The sequence below is a fragment of the Vibrio breoganii genome, from assembly GCF_001677275.1.
Taxonomy (GTDB): Bacteria; Pseudomonadota; Gammaproteobacteria; order Enterobacterales; family Vibrionaceae; genus Vibrio; species Vibrio breoganii.
Window position 1 is genome coordinate 484,934 of record NZ_CP016178.1, and the last position, 14,711, is coordinate 499,644.

Consider the following 14,711-nt stretch of genomic DNA (forward strand, 5'->3'; position numbering starts at 1 on the left):
ACTTTTTTTATGTGACCAATATGGATAAATATGTAGGAGAGACGGATGTCTGCAAAACCTAAGTCAAAGATTGACGATTTCGAATTAGAGCCAGTGCCTGAAAAAGCCAAGCGTTCTTGGTGGGTAATCAGCCTAATTTGGTTGGCTATTGGTATTGATATTTCAGGCTTGTTCTTGGGAGCGATCTTGAGTGAAGGCATGGCAATTAACGATGCCTTACTAGCGACCTTTATTGGTTCATCCATTCTAGCTGTTCTAGCTATGCTGTGTGCAAACATCGGTTTTCAATCAGGCGTATCTACTCCGCTAGTTAGTAGCGCAGTGTTCGGCCGCAATGGTGGTAAATTATTAGGCCTTATTACAGGTGTTTCCTTAGTTGGCTGGTTCGCTTTTCAGGCCGATTTCTTTGCGTTAATTCTGGTAGAGGCTCTTGCCAAATATAATGTAGACGTATCACATTTCGCCGCCTTAGTGGGAGGCGGAGCCTTGATGATGGCCACCGCTATCTATGGTGTGCGTGCCCTTGGTAAGCTTTCTACTTACTCTGTTCCGCTAATGGTTGGTTTGATTACCCTTGGTCTTATTATGGCTTCGGGTTCACAATCTGGTGGAGAGAGAGAACTTATCGCGCCTATGTCTATGGGCGAAGCAATCTCTTTTGTTATGTCTATCTGGATCCTAGCGGCAATCGCCTCTCCAGATATCGCTCGCTACGCTAAGACACGTAAAGACGCCATTCTTGGCGCAGGTTTTGGTTTCCTACTGGGTAACAGTGCCACTATTATTGTTGCACTTCTACTAACCGAAATGACAGGTACAGACAATCTAGTTGAAGTCTTCTTCACGATTGGCCTTGGTATGGTTGCAATCACCATTTTGGTTTTCGCACAGTGGACGACTAACAGCAGTAACCTAGTATCGGGTGCGCTAGGCATGTCGGTTGCTTTACCACGTGTACCACGCCCTGTATGGGTTATCTTGATGACTATCATCGGTCTAGCTATCGCTCAGTTTGGTATGGTGGACAAATTTACCGCCTTCTTAACTCTTCTTGGCGTGACTATCGCTCCATCTGCCGGCGTATATCTGGCTCAGTACTACTTCATAAACAAACAAGACTTTACCTTTGAAGCCATTCAAAACGTTCCTTCATGGAAGGTCAATGGCCTACTAGCTTGGGCATTTGGTAGCGCTATCAGTGCATGTACCGCTGGTGAGTTCTTCAACTTATTCTCCATCACTTCAATCTCAGCTATTGATGGGATCTTGGCTTCATTTGTGGCCTACATGGTGTTGGCAAAAGTAACGTCTTTGGGAAAGAGCAAGGAGACTGTGGGTGATTATTAATGAGCAGATTATTGACGATATCGCTCTTGGCGCGACGGTGCTTGGTACTGGCGGTGGCGGTGATCCCTATAGTGGTGCCCTGATGGCGAAGGTTGCTATCAAGAACGCCGAGAAGCCTGTAGAGATTATATCTCTGGACGAAGTAAAAGATGATTGGATGACAGTACCTTCATCCATGATTGGCGCGCCAACGGTATCAATTGAAAAGATTAACTCAGAGTCTCAGATGCTGGTGGCATTTGAAGCGATGGAACAAGCCCTAGGCGAAGATATTCAGGCAACGTTTCCTATCGAGGTAGGCGGGTTTAACTCCTTGATTCCTATCTTGGTAGCAGCGCAAAAGGGCATTCCTGTTGTGGACTGTGACGCCATGGGGCGCGCATTCCCTGAATCTCAGATGGTGACCTTTTATTTAGATGGCTTGCCATCGGCGCCAAATACCCTTGCTGATGAGAAAGGCAATGTTGTCACCCTTCATCCACTTGATGGTGTTTGGTCTGAACGATTTGCTCGCCCAATTACCGAAGAGATGGGTGGCAGTGCCGCTATGTGTGACTACCCAATGAAGGGTCGCAACCTCAAGCGAAGTGCCTTAGGCGGCACCCTGACCCAAGCAATGCAGATTGGTCAGGCAATCCGTGCGGCCAATAAGAATGGCGAGAACGCGGTTGATGCTGTGCTTGAGATTGTCGGCGGGACACGCCTTGTGAGCGGTAAGATTGTTGATATTGAGCGCACTACAGCAGGCGGTTTTGTTACCGGCGGTGTGATCATTGAGAAGCTAAACAAGGCCGGCACTGAATCTCAACCAAAGGATGTGTACGTGCACTTCCAGAATGAACTGTTATTGGCACACGAAGGCCGTAAAGCCGAAGATATTAGCCAAGAGTCACTGCTGGCGGCGACTCCAGACCTTATCTCTATTCTTGACCATGAAACGGGTCAGCCGGTAACAACTGAGCAGCTTAGATACGGGCAGCGTGTTGATCTGATTGCTTATCCTTGTGATCCGAAATGGCGCACAGCAAAGGGCATTGAAGTCGCCGGTCCTAACTACTTTGGTTACGACGTTGAATACAAAACCATTGAGCAATTAACCGAGGGAGAGTCAACATAATGCAACAGTTTCGTTTGGGTATAGATGTTGGCGGTACTAACACAGACGGTGTATTGCTTGACTCAAATCTAGAGTGTGTGGCTAAGGTGAAAGTGCCTACCTCACATGATATTTTTACTGGTATCGACGGGGCTATCTCGGCGCTATTAGAACAAAGTGGCGCAACCGGCGCGCAGATCAAACATGCCATGCTAGGCACAACACAATGCACCAATGCCATTGTAGAGAAAAAAGGCTTAGACCGTGTTGGCATGATCCGTCTTGCTTTGCCAAGCGGTAGCAGTGTTCCGCCGCTTTGCGGTTGGAGTGACTCTTGGCAAGCATTGCTGGGTGAGCACTTCTATCAGGCTCATGGTGGTTACGAATATGACGGTCAGCTCATTGCCGATATTCAAGAACAAGAGATTCGTGATCTTTGCGCAAAAATGCGCGGTCAGGTGGACTCAATCGCTATCTGCGGAGTTTTCTCTCCAGTCAACGGTGAGCAAGAGAACCAAGTAGCGCAGTGGGTTCGTGAAGAACTGCCTGAGGTAAACATCTCTGTTTCTCACCAAGTGGGTAGCCTAGGCATTCTTGAGCGTGAGAACGCAACCATTTTAAATGCCGCGCTTCAGGGCACTGCCAAGCGCTTTGTACAAGGCTTTTGCAACGCGCTTGAGTCGCACCGCATCCTTGTTCACCCATACTTTGGACAAAACGATGGCACCTTGATGTCACAAGAATTTGCGCTTAAGTATCCAATTCTAACCGTGGCATGTGGCCCCACTAACTCCATTCGCGGAGCCAGCCATCTGTCTAAGCTCGACGATGCCATCGTTGTGGATGTGGGCGGAACCACAGCCGATATCGGCGCTCTAGTACATGGTTACCCACGCGAGTCTAGCATTGCAGTTGAGCTTGGTGAGGTAAGAACCAACTTCCGTATGCCGGATATCCTTGCTTTGGCTATTGGTGGCGGCACTGTTGTTCGCGAACAAGAACAAGGCTATACACTTGGTCCTGACAGTGTGGGTCATGAGCTTCTGCAAAAGGGCAAAAGCTTTGGTGGTGAAACACTTACACTAACCGACGTAGCGCTTACTCTAGACAAGATGCAATGGCATGCGGACAACAAACCGCAAGCGGTTGAGCTTTCCCAGCAATCGGTTGAAGCCATCTATCAGCAGATGATTGAGGTGGTAGAAGAGGGCATCGATAAGATGAAAACCTCGGCGGCGCAGGTTCCGGTTATTCTAGTGGGTGGTGGTAGTGCGCTACTACCTGATGAGTTTGTCGGAGTTAGCGAGGTAGTTCGCCCTGAAAACTTTGAGGTTGCCAATGCCATCGGCGTTGCCCTTGGCGAGATTTCGGGTCAATTAGACAAGATAGTGCCAATCGCAGCCAACGAGCGCCAACAGGTGCTTGATGCCCTAGAGCAAGAAGCAAAACATACGGCAATTGAAGCCGGCGCTTGCCCTGAAAGTGTATTGGTAATCGAGCGCAGTGAGATCCCACTGAGTTACCTTCAAGGCAATATGGTGCATGTGAAGATCAAGGCTGCGGGTAAGATTGCTTAGTCTTATATAGAAAACACCGAAAATTAAAAAGCCCCTTAGTCGAAGACTTAGGGGCTTTGTTTTAACTAGCCTTTAAAAGCACTCGACGCAATTAGTCGTGCGTTACGTTAAGGTCATAGATGGTAGCAGCAGTCATGTCGTCTGCTTCACCAGTACGGTTTTGTACGTAAACGCCGGCTTTAAAGTAGTTCCAGCTGTCTTGTAGGCTAACACCGTAGATGTCTAGGTCTACAGAAACCTTACGTGGGTCTTTGCCTTCTTGGTATAGCTCGAAGGTTAGCATGCTACCTTGAACATCAATCGCGTATGAGAATTTCTCACCTAGAGCGATACCATCGTCGAATGATTCTGGGATGTTCTTCTCTCCTTGATGCCAGTAGTTTGGTTTTGTAGAGCCTAGAACAGGGAAAGTGATGTCGCCGTCACGCAGGCCTGAGCGACGATCTGGTTCTACGTTGAACCAAATAGAGCCAGTTTTGTGGTTCGGCATCTTACGGTAGTAAACCTTGATTGGCTCATCGTTAGGTGCGTGGATCTGGCCGATGATTACACGGCCTTGTTGCCAATCAACACCGGTAGTCGTTACTTCATCAACAGACATGGTGACTTCCATTCGGCCATTCACACCACCCACTTTAGCGTGATCACCTTCAGGTGCTGAGCCAAATACCCAGTTGTTTTTGTTTGTGCCACGAGTCTTGATAGAGGTATCGCCGCAACGAAGCATTTGACGAAGTTCAGAGCGGATGTACTTGGTGTTTTCTGATGTTTTAACACCAGAAACAGGAGAGCGGAAAACTACACCGTCGCCAGCTTCATTCACGTAAAAGTACTCTGAATGTTGCGCGCCTTCTGCGATTTCTTTCTCGCTGAACTCAGTTGGTTTGTCACCACCGGTTAGTGATACAGGTAATGTTGTTTTCCAACAGCTTAGGTCTAGAACCTCGTTTGGAGTAGGGGCTGCAATCGCTGATGAAACGGCAAATGTTGAAAGAACGCCAATAGCGATCTTGCTGAATGAAGACATGAAGTTTTCCTATTCATTATGTGTTTTTGTATGACAAGAATATTAAGATTTTAATGAGCCTTTTTCTGTGACATGGCGCGTGTCGAAATGAGTAATGGTGTAACGGAGTGTTTCAGTTTTTGATGGGGGCGAGATTAATATACTGTTTTAAAACACTTTTTTATGGAATAACTTTTTTCTACTTTGGTAAGTGGGTAATGTTTTGTAACAATTGTGAGGTTGTTGCGCCTCTAGCTTTGCATAAATATTTAATATTGATGTGTTTTAATTCGCTCGACAGAGAAGTGTAAAAAAGAACTATGATAACTGTGTCAAATTAATATGCCCACTAAGGCATAATGTTTCAGTGATAGATCAAGTTACATTAAACTCATTAGGTTTCTTAATAGCATCTAATTGGTATGCGAAACCGAGTTGTTAATAATTATGGAATTGTTCCCGTCTTTTTTCTAAAACGTGCCAGTTTGCCTGCGTTGAACTGCTCGCCCCGAGGAACTTAGTTGAGAGAAAACAAATATAGCTGAGAGCGTATTTGTTTGAGTTTCTCCATCTATTTTCAATGCTACACAATGACATTTTGCGAAGTACTCAAAAAAAGCAACAACAAAACGACCGTCCTTACTCTTGAAGAAACAGAGCACCTCCAAGCTGTTGAGATGCTTGCTGTATTGAATATCTTTGATGCAGTCGACCGAAGAGAAGCCGAACAAATCTTTAAAGTGAATGAAGCAACGCGTTCCCATTTTAGAGCACAAAAACAACTTCAAGAGATCAACTGACCTTAGCTCCTTTAAGAGTGGGGCTTTCTAGCCTTATACATGTTTGATAGCGCACAGATTAGATGCAACTAAATGTGTAAAAGATCACATTTTTGTTATGAACAAGCTAGGTGAGTGCTAGAGGAGACTAGCCAGGCACTTGATTCTTTCCTGTATATGATTACAATAGCATTATTGTAATACAAATAGGTTGCCAAGTAAGACTTACACTAAGTTCTAACTCGGTTAGCCAGTTATTAACTCATACAGAGAATATCAATATGTCTACTAAAGTTGCATTTATCTCAGGCGCTACTGGCGGTATCGGTTTTCAAGTTGCTAAGCGTCTAGGTCAAGACGGTTACACAGTTATCCTTAACGGTATCGAAGATGCAAAAGGCGCTGAGCGTCTAGCTGAGCTTAAAGAAGCAGGCATCGAAGCTGAATACCACGGTTTCGACGTAACTGACGAGCACGCTGTAACTGCTGCTATCAACGCTGTTGGTGAGAAGTACGGTAAGATCGACGTTGTTGTTAACAACGCTGGTGGCCTAGGTGGTCGTAGCCCAATCGAAGGCATGGAGACTGATTTCTTCCGTAAAGTAATGGCTCTTAACCTAGATAGCGCATTCTTCGTATCTCGCGCTGCTATCCCATTCCTGAAGAAGTCTGAAAATGCTTCAATCATCAACTTCACTTCAAACGCTGCTTGGAACGCAGGTGGCCCAGGTGCAGGTATCTACGGCACTTCTAAAGCTGCAGTTCACACTCTAACTCGTGCTCTAGCGAAAGAACTTGCTCCAGCAAACATCCGTGTTAACGCTGTATCTCCAGGTACTATCGATACTCCGTTCCACGCACAAATCAAAGCGACTAAGCCAGAAGTATTCGCTTCTTGGGCTGACAGCATCATGCTAGGCCGTCTAGGCCAACCAGAAGAGGTTGCATCTGCAATCTCTTTCCTAGTAAGCAAAGATGCATCGTTCATCACTGCTGAAACGCTACAAATCGGTGGTGGTCAAGCTCTAGGTATCTAATACCTGAGTCTCAATATTGTTTAGATATTGAACCTACATTATCGTTTTAACGGCTGATCTCGAAAGAGACCAGCCGCTTTATTTTTAGCAGTATGTAAAAGCCTTCATTCATCGTCATCCTCGAGGTCTTTAATCGAGGATCTTGGGTGGTTCGGAATCTAAAGGTTACGGTTGAAGGCAAGAGAGATGTAAATACTGAGTTGGGCAGTTTCTAAGATTCTGCTGGGCCGGCATACCGGATAATTACTACCGTAGTTTCCGGAATGACGTTGTTTGTGGTGTGATTAGGGCTTGATTGATAGCGTTTTTTCGCTCTCCATGCCTTCACTCATACTCAGTTTCAAGCCTTCATACACCGTCATCCTCGAGGTCTTTAATCGAGGATCTTGGGTAGTTCGAAATTTAAAGTGGAACCTCACTCAGACACCCCCTCTAAGAATCCGCAAGGCGCTGTTTAATCTCGAGTATCTGCTGCTTATGTTCTAAGAAGATATCGACCAATTTAGGGTCAAAGTGTTCACCTCTTTCGTCGACGAGTAGCTGGAAGGCATCTTCAGTATCCCATGCTTTCTTGTAGGGGCGAGGGGAGGTGAGAGCATCAAAAACATCCGCGATGGCGGAGATTCGGCCCACTAGCGGAATGTCCTCACCTGAAATGCCTGCTGGGTACCCTTTGCCATTAAACTTTTCGTGGTGGGTCATAGCCACTGTATGGGCGAGTTGCAGCACTGCAGAGTTATTTGAACCATATAGGATGTCTCCGCCGATGTTAACGTGGGTTTTCATTACCTCCCACTCTTCTGCGGTCAATTTGTCATCTTTCAGCAATATGCCATCAGGAATGCCTATCTTACCTATGTCGTGCATAGGCGCCGCGTCACGCAGAAGATCGGCGTCAGCTTCGTTCATTCCTGTAGCAATAGCCAACAGGTGGCAATAGTGTGCCATGCGCTGTACGTGTAAACCGGTTTCGTTGTCTTTGTATTCTGCAGCGCGTCCAAGACGCTGAATGACTTCGAGTTTGGTTTGATTTATCTCATCAGTTTGCTCTTTAACCTTTAGATAAAGTTCGCGGTTTTGATTGGCAAGCGCTAGGTGAGTTTTAACTCGCTGTATGGCAATTAATGGAGTGATGGGCTTGGTAATGTAATCAACAGCGCCAAGTTGAAAGCCTTTGATTTCATCCTCTGCCGTGATTTTGGCGGTAACAAAAATGATCGGAATATGCTCAGTGTTGGGCTGACTTTTCAAGATACTGCATACCTCATAGCCATCCATTTCTGGCATCATAATATCGAGTAAAATGATGTCTGGAGCGGGAGTCATTTGCGCTATTTTGATCGCGAGTTTGCCGCTGTTCGCTACTTTGATTCGATACTTGTCTTGAAAGGTACCCGCAAGAACATCAATATTCGCTGGAGTATCGTCAACAATCAAAATCGTTTGTTTATTGTCTGCCATAGTACTTTTATTCCTTTATCAAATCTTTTAATAGCTTCGCCGCATCTTCGTAATCGAAGTTGGACATCGCTTGCTTAACCGCTTTTAGTTGCTGACGCGTAGTGCTGTCTAGTGACATGGCAAGTAATGATTCTAGTATCCCTTGCGCTTCAAATTCATAGGCTTCGATTGCATTGAGCAAATCAAGCAGCTGATCTTGTATATCCTTTTTAAGAACAACATCACCGGACGGTATATCAACGGCGTTTTCTGTCGTTGCTTTCGTGCTATCGAGATAACCCCTCGCTAGCTCTGTGGTTTCTGCTAGTTCTGCTTCAAGTAATGTTGCCTGCTGTCTAAGGTAATCTGGATCTATTGATTGTGACTGCAGATGAGCATCTATTGCTCCTGCTATTGTCGAAACGCTTGGCATACCGAGGCTTGCCGCTAGGCCTTTTAATGTATGGGCGGTGATTTCAACGGCAGAGTAAGTAGCTGATTCTATGCTGTGGCTCATTGCAGACAACTGCTCTGGAGCTGAGTCGAGAAATTTGCTTAAAAGCTTTGTATACAGTTTTTGGTTTCCATTGACTGTTCCCAATCCCAAGTTTGCATCGAACTGCTCTGAGGCATTTGCTACTGAGAGCGACAAAGCGGAATCATCATGCTTAACGGTTTGTGAATCCAGGTATCTACTTAGCACTGACTGCAATTTATCTAAATCAATGGGCTTGCCGATGTGGTCATCAAATCCAGCATCTTTGGCACGCTGTATATCTTCATCCATGACGTTTGCTGTCATAGCAACGATAGGTGTTGGATAACCGGATTCTTTAAGTATCGAGGTAGCTTGATAGCCGTCCATGACTGGCATTTGAATATCCATCAACACCAGGTCGTACTCGTTACCCTTCGCTTTATCTATGGCCTGTTGACCATTAATCGCAATATCGATGGAAACTTCAAATGGCTCTAAAATCCCTACCGCAAGCTCCTGGTTAATGTCATTATCTTCAACCAATAGTATGCGAGCGTTGGGGAAGATAAGTTTAGAGCGTTCTTTTTCTAGTCTTGGTTCATGAAACGCTGATATTTCAAACACTGCGTCATAGATCTCGTCAGGCAAAGAAGGGTTAGAGACACATCGCCATCCTGCATTGAGGAACTCTTCCACTCGAGTATCTTGATCGGTCGAGACAACGACGTTGAGGTTTAGTCGATTAGCGAACTGCTTAAGATCATGAATGTTTTCTGCACACGCCTTATCGACGGTAAGTAGCGTATTACGTTCTTTTTCATCGATGCCGTGTTCTATTTCTTGGATGGTATCAAAGAAAGATACCTTGGTACTCAAAGCGGAAAATGCCGACTGTATTAGCTGATTAGATAAGGTGTTTTCACTTTGGATCCAAAGATGATAGTCAGAGTGTTGTTTGATGGTCTCTTGCCATTGGCCTTTGTGGGCTAAGTCGATGCCTAGGGCTACGTCAAAGTAAAAGGTGCTACCGACATCGAGTTTGCTCTCTAGCTGTAGTGATCCCCCCATTTTTTCCACAAGCTGCTTTGATATCGACAGACCAAGACCGGTTCCACCAAAATTACGGGTAGTGGATGCATCCGCTTGGTGGAATGATTGGAACAACCTAGATTTTTGTTCTTCACTGATGCCAATACCAGAGTCGACGACGCTGAACCTGAGCTGTTGCTGATTATCGAAACTCTCTAATAGTTGAACTTTGACTACTACTGAACCTGCTTGCGTAAACTTAATAGCATTACCGGTGAGGTTCAGCAGTATTTGAAACAAACGTGTGTCATCTGAGATTAAATGGCGTTCTACGTTAAAATCTATCTCGAAGTATAATCGAATGGACTTCTCTGTGGCTTTAATGGTGCAAATGTCAGCGAGTCTTCTCATGCATTGTTCAAGAGAGAATGACTGCTGGTCGAGTTCAAGCTTGCCAGCTTCTATCTTTGATAAGTCTAAAATGTCGTTGATGAGATTGAGAAGGGTAGAAGAAGACTGTTCTACTTTGTTCAAGTACCTTGCAACTGTGGGGTCTTGGTTACGAGTCAGTGCTAGATGAGTCATGCCTATGATGGCATTCATAGGCGTTCGAATCTCATGGCTCATATTGGCAAGGAATTGACTCTTTGATTGGTTAGCTTGTTTTTCCTGCTCACGCGATTGTTCTAGCATAGTAGTCAGCTCGATCATATCACTGACATCATAGGCCCAGAATAAAACCGCTTCTTTATCATTAAAATGAGTTCGGTAGTAACTGACTCTCCCAGTAAAGCGCTCACCATTTTGCTTACATAGCTCCATTTCCTTATCAATAACAGCACCTTTCGCAACAAGCTCTTCATATACTTTGGTGCGATCATCGGGTGAACTGTATATCTTTGATACGTCATAGCTATTAATTTCTTGTTTTGAAATCTTAAACAGTTCTAGTGCTCTTGGATTTGTATAAGCAGGACGGCTCTCTTGAATTATTGCGACTGCAATGGGGGAAGACTCCAGTATCTGCATTAACTCTTGTTGCTTGTTATTGAGTTCTTGCGTTCGAAGGTTGATTTGTTCTTCCAGTTCGGCATTGGATTTGTTCATTATTTCATAAGAACGGGTGCCAACTTTAAGTAGAAAAACAGAAACGGAAATGATCAAGCCAATTGAAATGAGTAAGAAGGCGATTAAAACAAAACGAGTGGTCCGGTAGACGCTAAAGACTTCGTTTAGTGTTATTTCAGCCACTATGGCGAAACCATACTGTGGTAGCCATCGAACCGAAGTTAACATTTCTTGATTTTGAAGAGTGACCAGGTTTTCAAAATTTGCGTCATTCACTTCTGGGTTGGATTTTAGGTTGCTGATGGTGCTTAGAAGTGTCGCAGAGACTTTCTTAGATAATATCTCGTCGTACTTTGTTGTCGAAGATTGTGAGCGACTATTAGATATAATGTAGCCCTTACTATCGACTCCAAATACGCGCCCTGTTTGACCTATCTTGGCAGCGCGAAAATTTCGGGTAAACCCTTTACTAGGGTCTATTTTGAGAGAAAAAATAGCGAAAATGCCCTGATTTTCGTCTTTGATAGGATAGAGCAAGAACATAGACGAGGCTTTGTCGTTGTCAGACACATCCTGTGAGGCTTCGTCACTTCGTATTGGTGGAAGCAGGACAACCTCTCCCTGCCATGCTCTGTTTAAGTACTTAGCCGACGTTGATTCTAACTCGCTTTTCCGACCCACATATTCATCATTTGTAGACGCAAGGTTGAGGTTGCTTTGCCCAATAATGGTGAATCCAGCGGTGGAGGTTAGGCTAATGCGGCTCTTAACGTGTCGTCTTATGCGCTTTTGGATAGGAGAGTTGAGAATAATCTCGGCTTTTTCATCAGCAGGAAAGTCGAGGCTGGAAATGTCATCCAATAGTTGGGCTAACACAATAAAGTCTTCATCGATAAGGAGCTTTATGTTGGTCGACTTTTCTCCTAACCATTCTTGAAGGATTATCTCGATACCGTTTTGTGCAAGGTCTAATCGTCCGTTGTATGAATTTAAGGTGTTCGCTTTTTCGGTCTGTAACACAACGACTATGCCAAGAACCATAGTGGTACATACACTGAGTACGAATACAGCAAAAAATCGCTTACTTTTTCTCTGGCTAAAAAAACTCTCATACTTTTTACGAAAAATGCGAATAAAGATAGAGAGCACTAGTAGCACCATTGTGATGAGCAGTATGCCCAAGCCAATTTCAACTACAGGATTTATGGTGGGGTTAGAAATAGTACTCCCAGTTAATGAGTTCGCGTGTACAGATGCACTCAAGAGTAAGCCCCCGAATAGCGGTACAGAATGGGTGAATACTTTACAAAGAAACCGACCGATTAGTCCTTTCATCAGCGTTTTGAATCCTTCATGTTTTGTACTAGGCGATCGTCAGTGATTGCGGATAAGATATTGACTTAAATACAAAAGATTACCAATATGTTATAGCACCTTTAAACTATATCGAATAGAAAAATGCCAAGACTTCGTCTGTTACCTATCATTTTTGCCCTGTCTAGTCTGTCACTAGCGCCTGTAAGCACGGCAACCGATGACATTCAAACTATAAAAATGACACCAAAGCAGTCAGAAGAAGATGTTTCTCATGACTATCTAGTTCAGCTTGTTGCTAGATCAACGCAATTGGCCGAAGAGCACTTTGGACCTAGCAAAATAGAGTTTATGCCTATCATGCTAAGCCAAGATCGTGTTCTACAGCTGTTGGGTATTGGTGGTGTGCTAGACATAGTATCTTCTGCGCCAACGGCAAAGAGAGAAGCATCATTTCTTTCAGTAAAAGTACCGATATTTATGGGTTTATTAGGATATCGGATGATGATCATTTCTCCTGAGAAAGTGGCAACGTTTGAGGGGATTACTACCGAAGAGCAGTTAAAAAACTTAGTCGCTTGTCAGGGAACGGCTTGGCCTGATGCTGATATTCTCGAAGATAGTGGCTACAAGGTGCTGCGAGTGGATAAGTTCGAGCAGATGTTTGAAAAGCTGCATGATGGCGGATGTGATTACTTCCCAAGAGGGATCACAGAAGGCTACGGAGAGTTAGAGTATTACAACGAAAATAATCCAGATAAGCCATTGGCTAAATTTGATTCGATACTGATTCACTATCAGGTTCCATTACTGTTTTATACTAGCCACAGTAACTATGAACTCGCTGCGAAAATGCAATATGGCCTAGAAAAAATGGTAGAAAACGGTGAGTTGGAGGCTTTACTAAAAAATCATCCTGTTACTCAGTCTGCCTTTCCATTGTCTAAGTGGGAGAGTTCTACGATTTATAGTGTGCCGAATAGAAGGCTTCCTAAATCGGTTCCAACATTCAAAAAAGAGCTTTGGCTGGAGTTGAATTCTCAGCCTTAACGTTACCGATCGTTTAGGTCGAAGTCTTAAATACGATAGCTAGAACCATTTCAATAACACAAATTGAGTGTTCTTTGCTCGGTTAAGTTTCTGTTTGTAAGAGACTTTATGTGTGTATCTCCTCATTGTCCCCACTAGCAGCACTCTTGCCTCTGGCTGACAGGTGCATGACATTGATTGCATGCCCTAGCGATATCTTCTGCTCAAAATAAAACGCAGGATACGTAATGAAGATAACAAAGCTAGTTTTACCTCTATTTATGGGATTCGCTCTTGTCGGTTGTAACTCCGATAGTGACGAAAGCAATTCTCCAACGCCGACGCAAACAACGCTTAATTTAGCGGTGATTAATCAACTGGGTTCCACTGTAGTTGAAAGTGAAGATGCATCTCTTTTGAATGCTGACTCGACCTGTAACCACGGCAAATGCTTGACCGATGTTGATGAAGCGGTGATCGCGTTTAACTATGTGTTCCTGAAACGAGTAGATGGCAGCAGCAGTGATGCAACGTGCGATCAAACGGGTGAGTGTGAAGCTTATCATGTGACCTTTGAGCATGAAGCGAATGAGCTGCGAATGATTGATGTTATGAACGCAAACGGCAGTGATGCGGCGCCCTTGTTCCAAGACCTAAGACTATCTGCGGGTGACTACCAAATGTGTCTGTATATTAATGGCCAGCACCAAGGTGGTGGTCAGGTTGATATCGACTATGATTCGCACGTTCGCGATATCGATGGCAGTTACTTATATCTTTCTACTCCTAGCCAAGGTTCTTGTGCTGGTGCAAAACCGCCACAAAACGCTCGTCCAACAGGTCGACTAGTAAGTAAGACATTCACTGTGCAGAAGGGTTATAACAACCTAGCGGTCTGGTTCAATCTTGAAGATACCCTTCGCTACAACAAGAACCATGATTGGAGATTCTTAAGCAATAAGAACTTTGAAATAGTTCATATTGATGACATCCCGCCTCGCTTAGGTCATATCAATGGCACAATTGACATAGATTCGATTCAAAGTGTGTGTCATGAAAACAGCTTCGATGCGGTAGATTCTGTGTATTTGTATCGCGGTGCCACTGAGCAACAACAAATGCTTGGCTTTCATACCCTTCGCGAAGGAATAGAAGGTGAGCGTCGTCCAAAAGAGGGCGCACCAATTGCTATTCCTTTGATTGCTGATCCATCTGGTCTAAAAGGGCAGTTTGTGTTTGACAGTGTGTATGCAGACGAATATGCCGTTGGGTACACTTGTACTGCGCAACATGATACAGAAGAGACAAACGGATCTGGTTTTGAAATTTACCAGTCCATTAATAACATTATTGTTGAGCCTGGTCGCACAACAAGGATTGAGTTTTAGATAGCAATAACTTAATTATTGGCAAAGAGAAGGTCGCGAAAGCGACCTTTTTCATTTTAAATACTCAAGTCTGCTAGAACGAAAAAAGCCTCACTCAAAGAGTGAGGCTTTCAATAGATTGCT

General features: G+C 44.4%; 10 protein-coding genes. 7 read left to right on the plus strand and 3 right to left on the minus strand.

What is annotated here, in order from left to right; translation table 11 throughout:
- The first annotated feature begins 45 nt into the window (after positions 1 to 45).
- The 3 genes from A6E01_RS15165 to A6E01_RS15175 are packed head-to-tail and all read left to right on the plus strand — an operon-like array spanning position 46 to position 4,020.
- Positions 46 to 1,347, plus strand: coding sequence for a cytosine permease (locus A6E01_RS15165; protein ID WP_065210612.1), 1,302 nt, complete (start codon positions 46 to 48; stop codon positions 1,345 to 1,347).
- Positions 1,337 to 2,464 (plus strand): DUF917 domain-containing protein, encoded by a 1,128-nt coding sequence (locus A6E01_RS15170; protein ID WP_065210613.1) that lies wholly within the window; start codon positions 1,337 to 1,339, stop codon positions 2,462 to 2,464. The genes A6E01_RS15165 and A6E01_RS15170 overlap by 11 nt, the downstream gene beginning before the upstream one ends.
- Positions 2,464 to 4,020 carry a hydantoinase/oxoprolinase N-terminal domain-containing protein gene (locus A6E01_RS15175; protein ID WP_065210614.1) on the plus strand — a complete coding sequence of 519 codons (1,557 nt, stop codon included), beginning with the start codon at positions 2,464 to 2,466 and terminating at the stop codon, positions 4,018 to 4,020. The genes A6E01_RS15170 and A6E01_RS15175 overlap by 1 nt, the downstream gene beginning before the upstream one ends.
- Before the next feature lie 91 nt (positions 4,021 to 4,111).
- Here A6E01_RS15175 and A6E01_RS15180 read toward each other — a convergent pair whose 3' ends face one another.
- Complete coding sequence (locus A6E01_RS15180) at positions 4,112 to 5,047, minus strand: polysaccharide lyase family 7 protein (protein ID WP_017030088.1); 936 nt, start codon at positions 5,045 to 5,047, stop codon at positions 4,112 to 4,114.
- A gap of 569 nt (positions 5,048 to 5,616) precedes the next feature.
- On the opposite strand from A6E01_RS15180, the gene A6E01_RS15185 reads away from it, so the two are divergent.
- Positions 5,617 to 5,826, plus strand: coding sequence for a hypothetical protein (locus tag A6E01_RS15185; protein ID WP_017030089.1), 210 nt, complete (start codon positions 5,617 to 5,619; stop codon positions 5,824 to 5,826).
- A 260-nt stretch (positions 5,827 to 6,086) separates the two neighbouring features.
- Positions 6,087 to 6,842, plus strand: coding sequence for an SDR family NAD(P)-dependent oxidoreductase (locus A6E01_RS15190; RefSeq protein ID WP_017030090.1), 756 nt, complete (start codon positions 6,087 to 6,089; stop codon positions 6,840 to 6,842).
- Between the two features lie 432 nt (positions 6,843 to 7,274).
- Here the strand turns inward: A6E01_RS15190 and A6E01_RS15195 are convergent, their stop codons facing one another.
- Entirely contained in the window at positions 7,275 to 8,303 is a 1,029-nt protein-coding gene (locus A6E01_RS15195; RefSeq protein ID WP_017030091.1) for a response regulator, read from the minus strand.
- Between the two features lie 7 nt (positions 8,304 to 8,310).
- Positions 8,311 to 12,120 carry a PAS domain-containing hybrid sensor histidine kinase/response regulator gene (locus A6E01_RS15200; protein ID WP_167714328.1) on the minus strand — a complete coding sequence of 1,270 codons (3,810 nt, stop codon included), beginning with the start codon at positions 12,118 to 12,120 and terminating at the stop codon, positions 8,311 to 8,313.
- A gap of 195 nt (positions 12,121 to 12,315) precedes the next feature.
- On the opposite strand from A6E01_RS15200, the gene A6E01_RS15205 reads away from it, so the two are divergent.
- Both A6E01_RS15205 and A6E01_RS21300 read left to right on the plus strand, forming a co-directional pair.
- On the plus strand, positions 12,316 to 13,221 hold the full coding sequence (locus A6E01_RS15205) for a substrate-binding periplasmic protein (RefSeq protein ID WP_065210616.1): 906 nt from the start codon (positions 12,316 to 12,318) through the stop codon (positions 13,219 to 13,221).
- A 227-nt stretch (positions 13,222 to 13,448) separates the two neighbouring features.
- The gene (locus tag A6E01_RS21300) at positions 13,449 to 14,588 is read left to right on the plus strand and encodes a DUF4382 domain-containing protein (RefSeq protein WP_237334546.1); all 1,140 of its coding nucleotides are present in this window, start codon (positions 13,449 to 13,451) and stop codon (positions 14,586 to 14,588) included.
- The last annotated feature ends 123 nt before the right edge of the window (positions 14,589 to 14,711 follow it).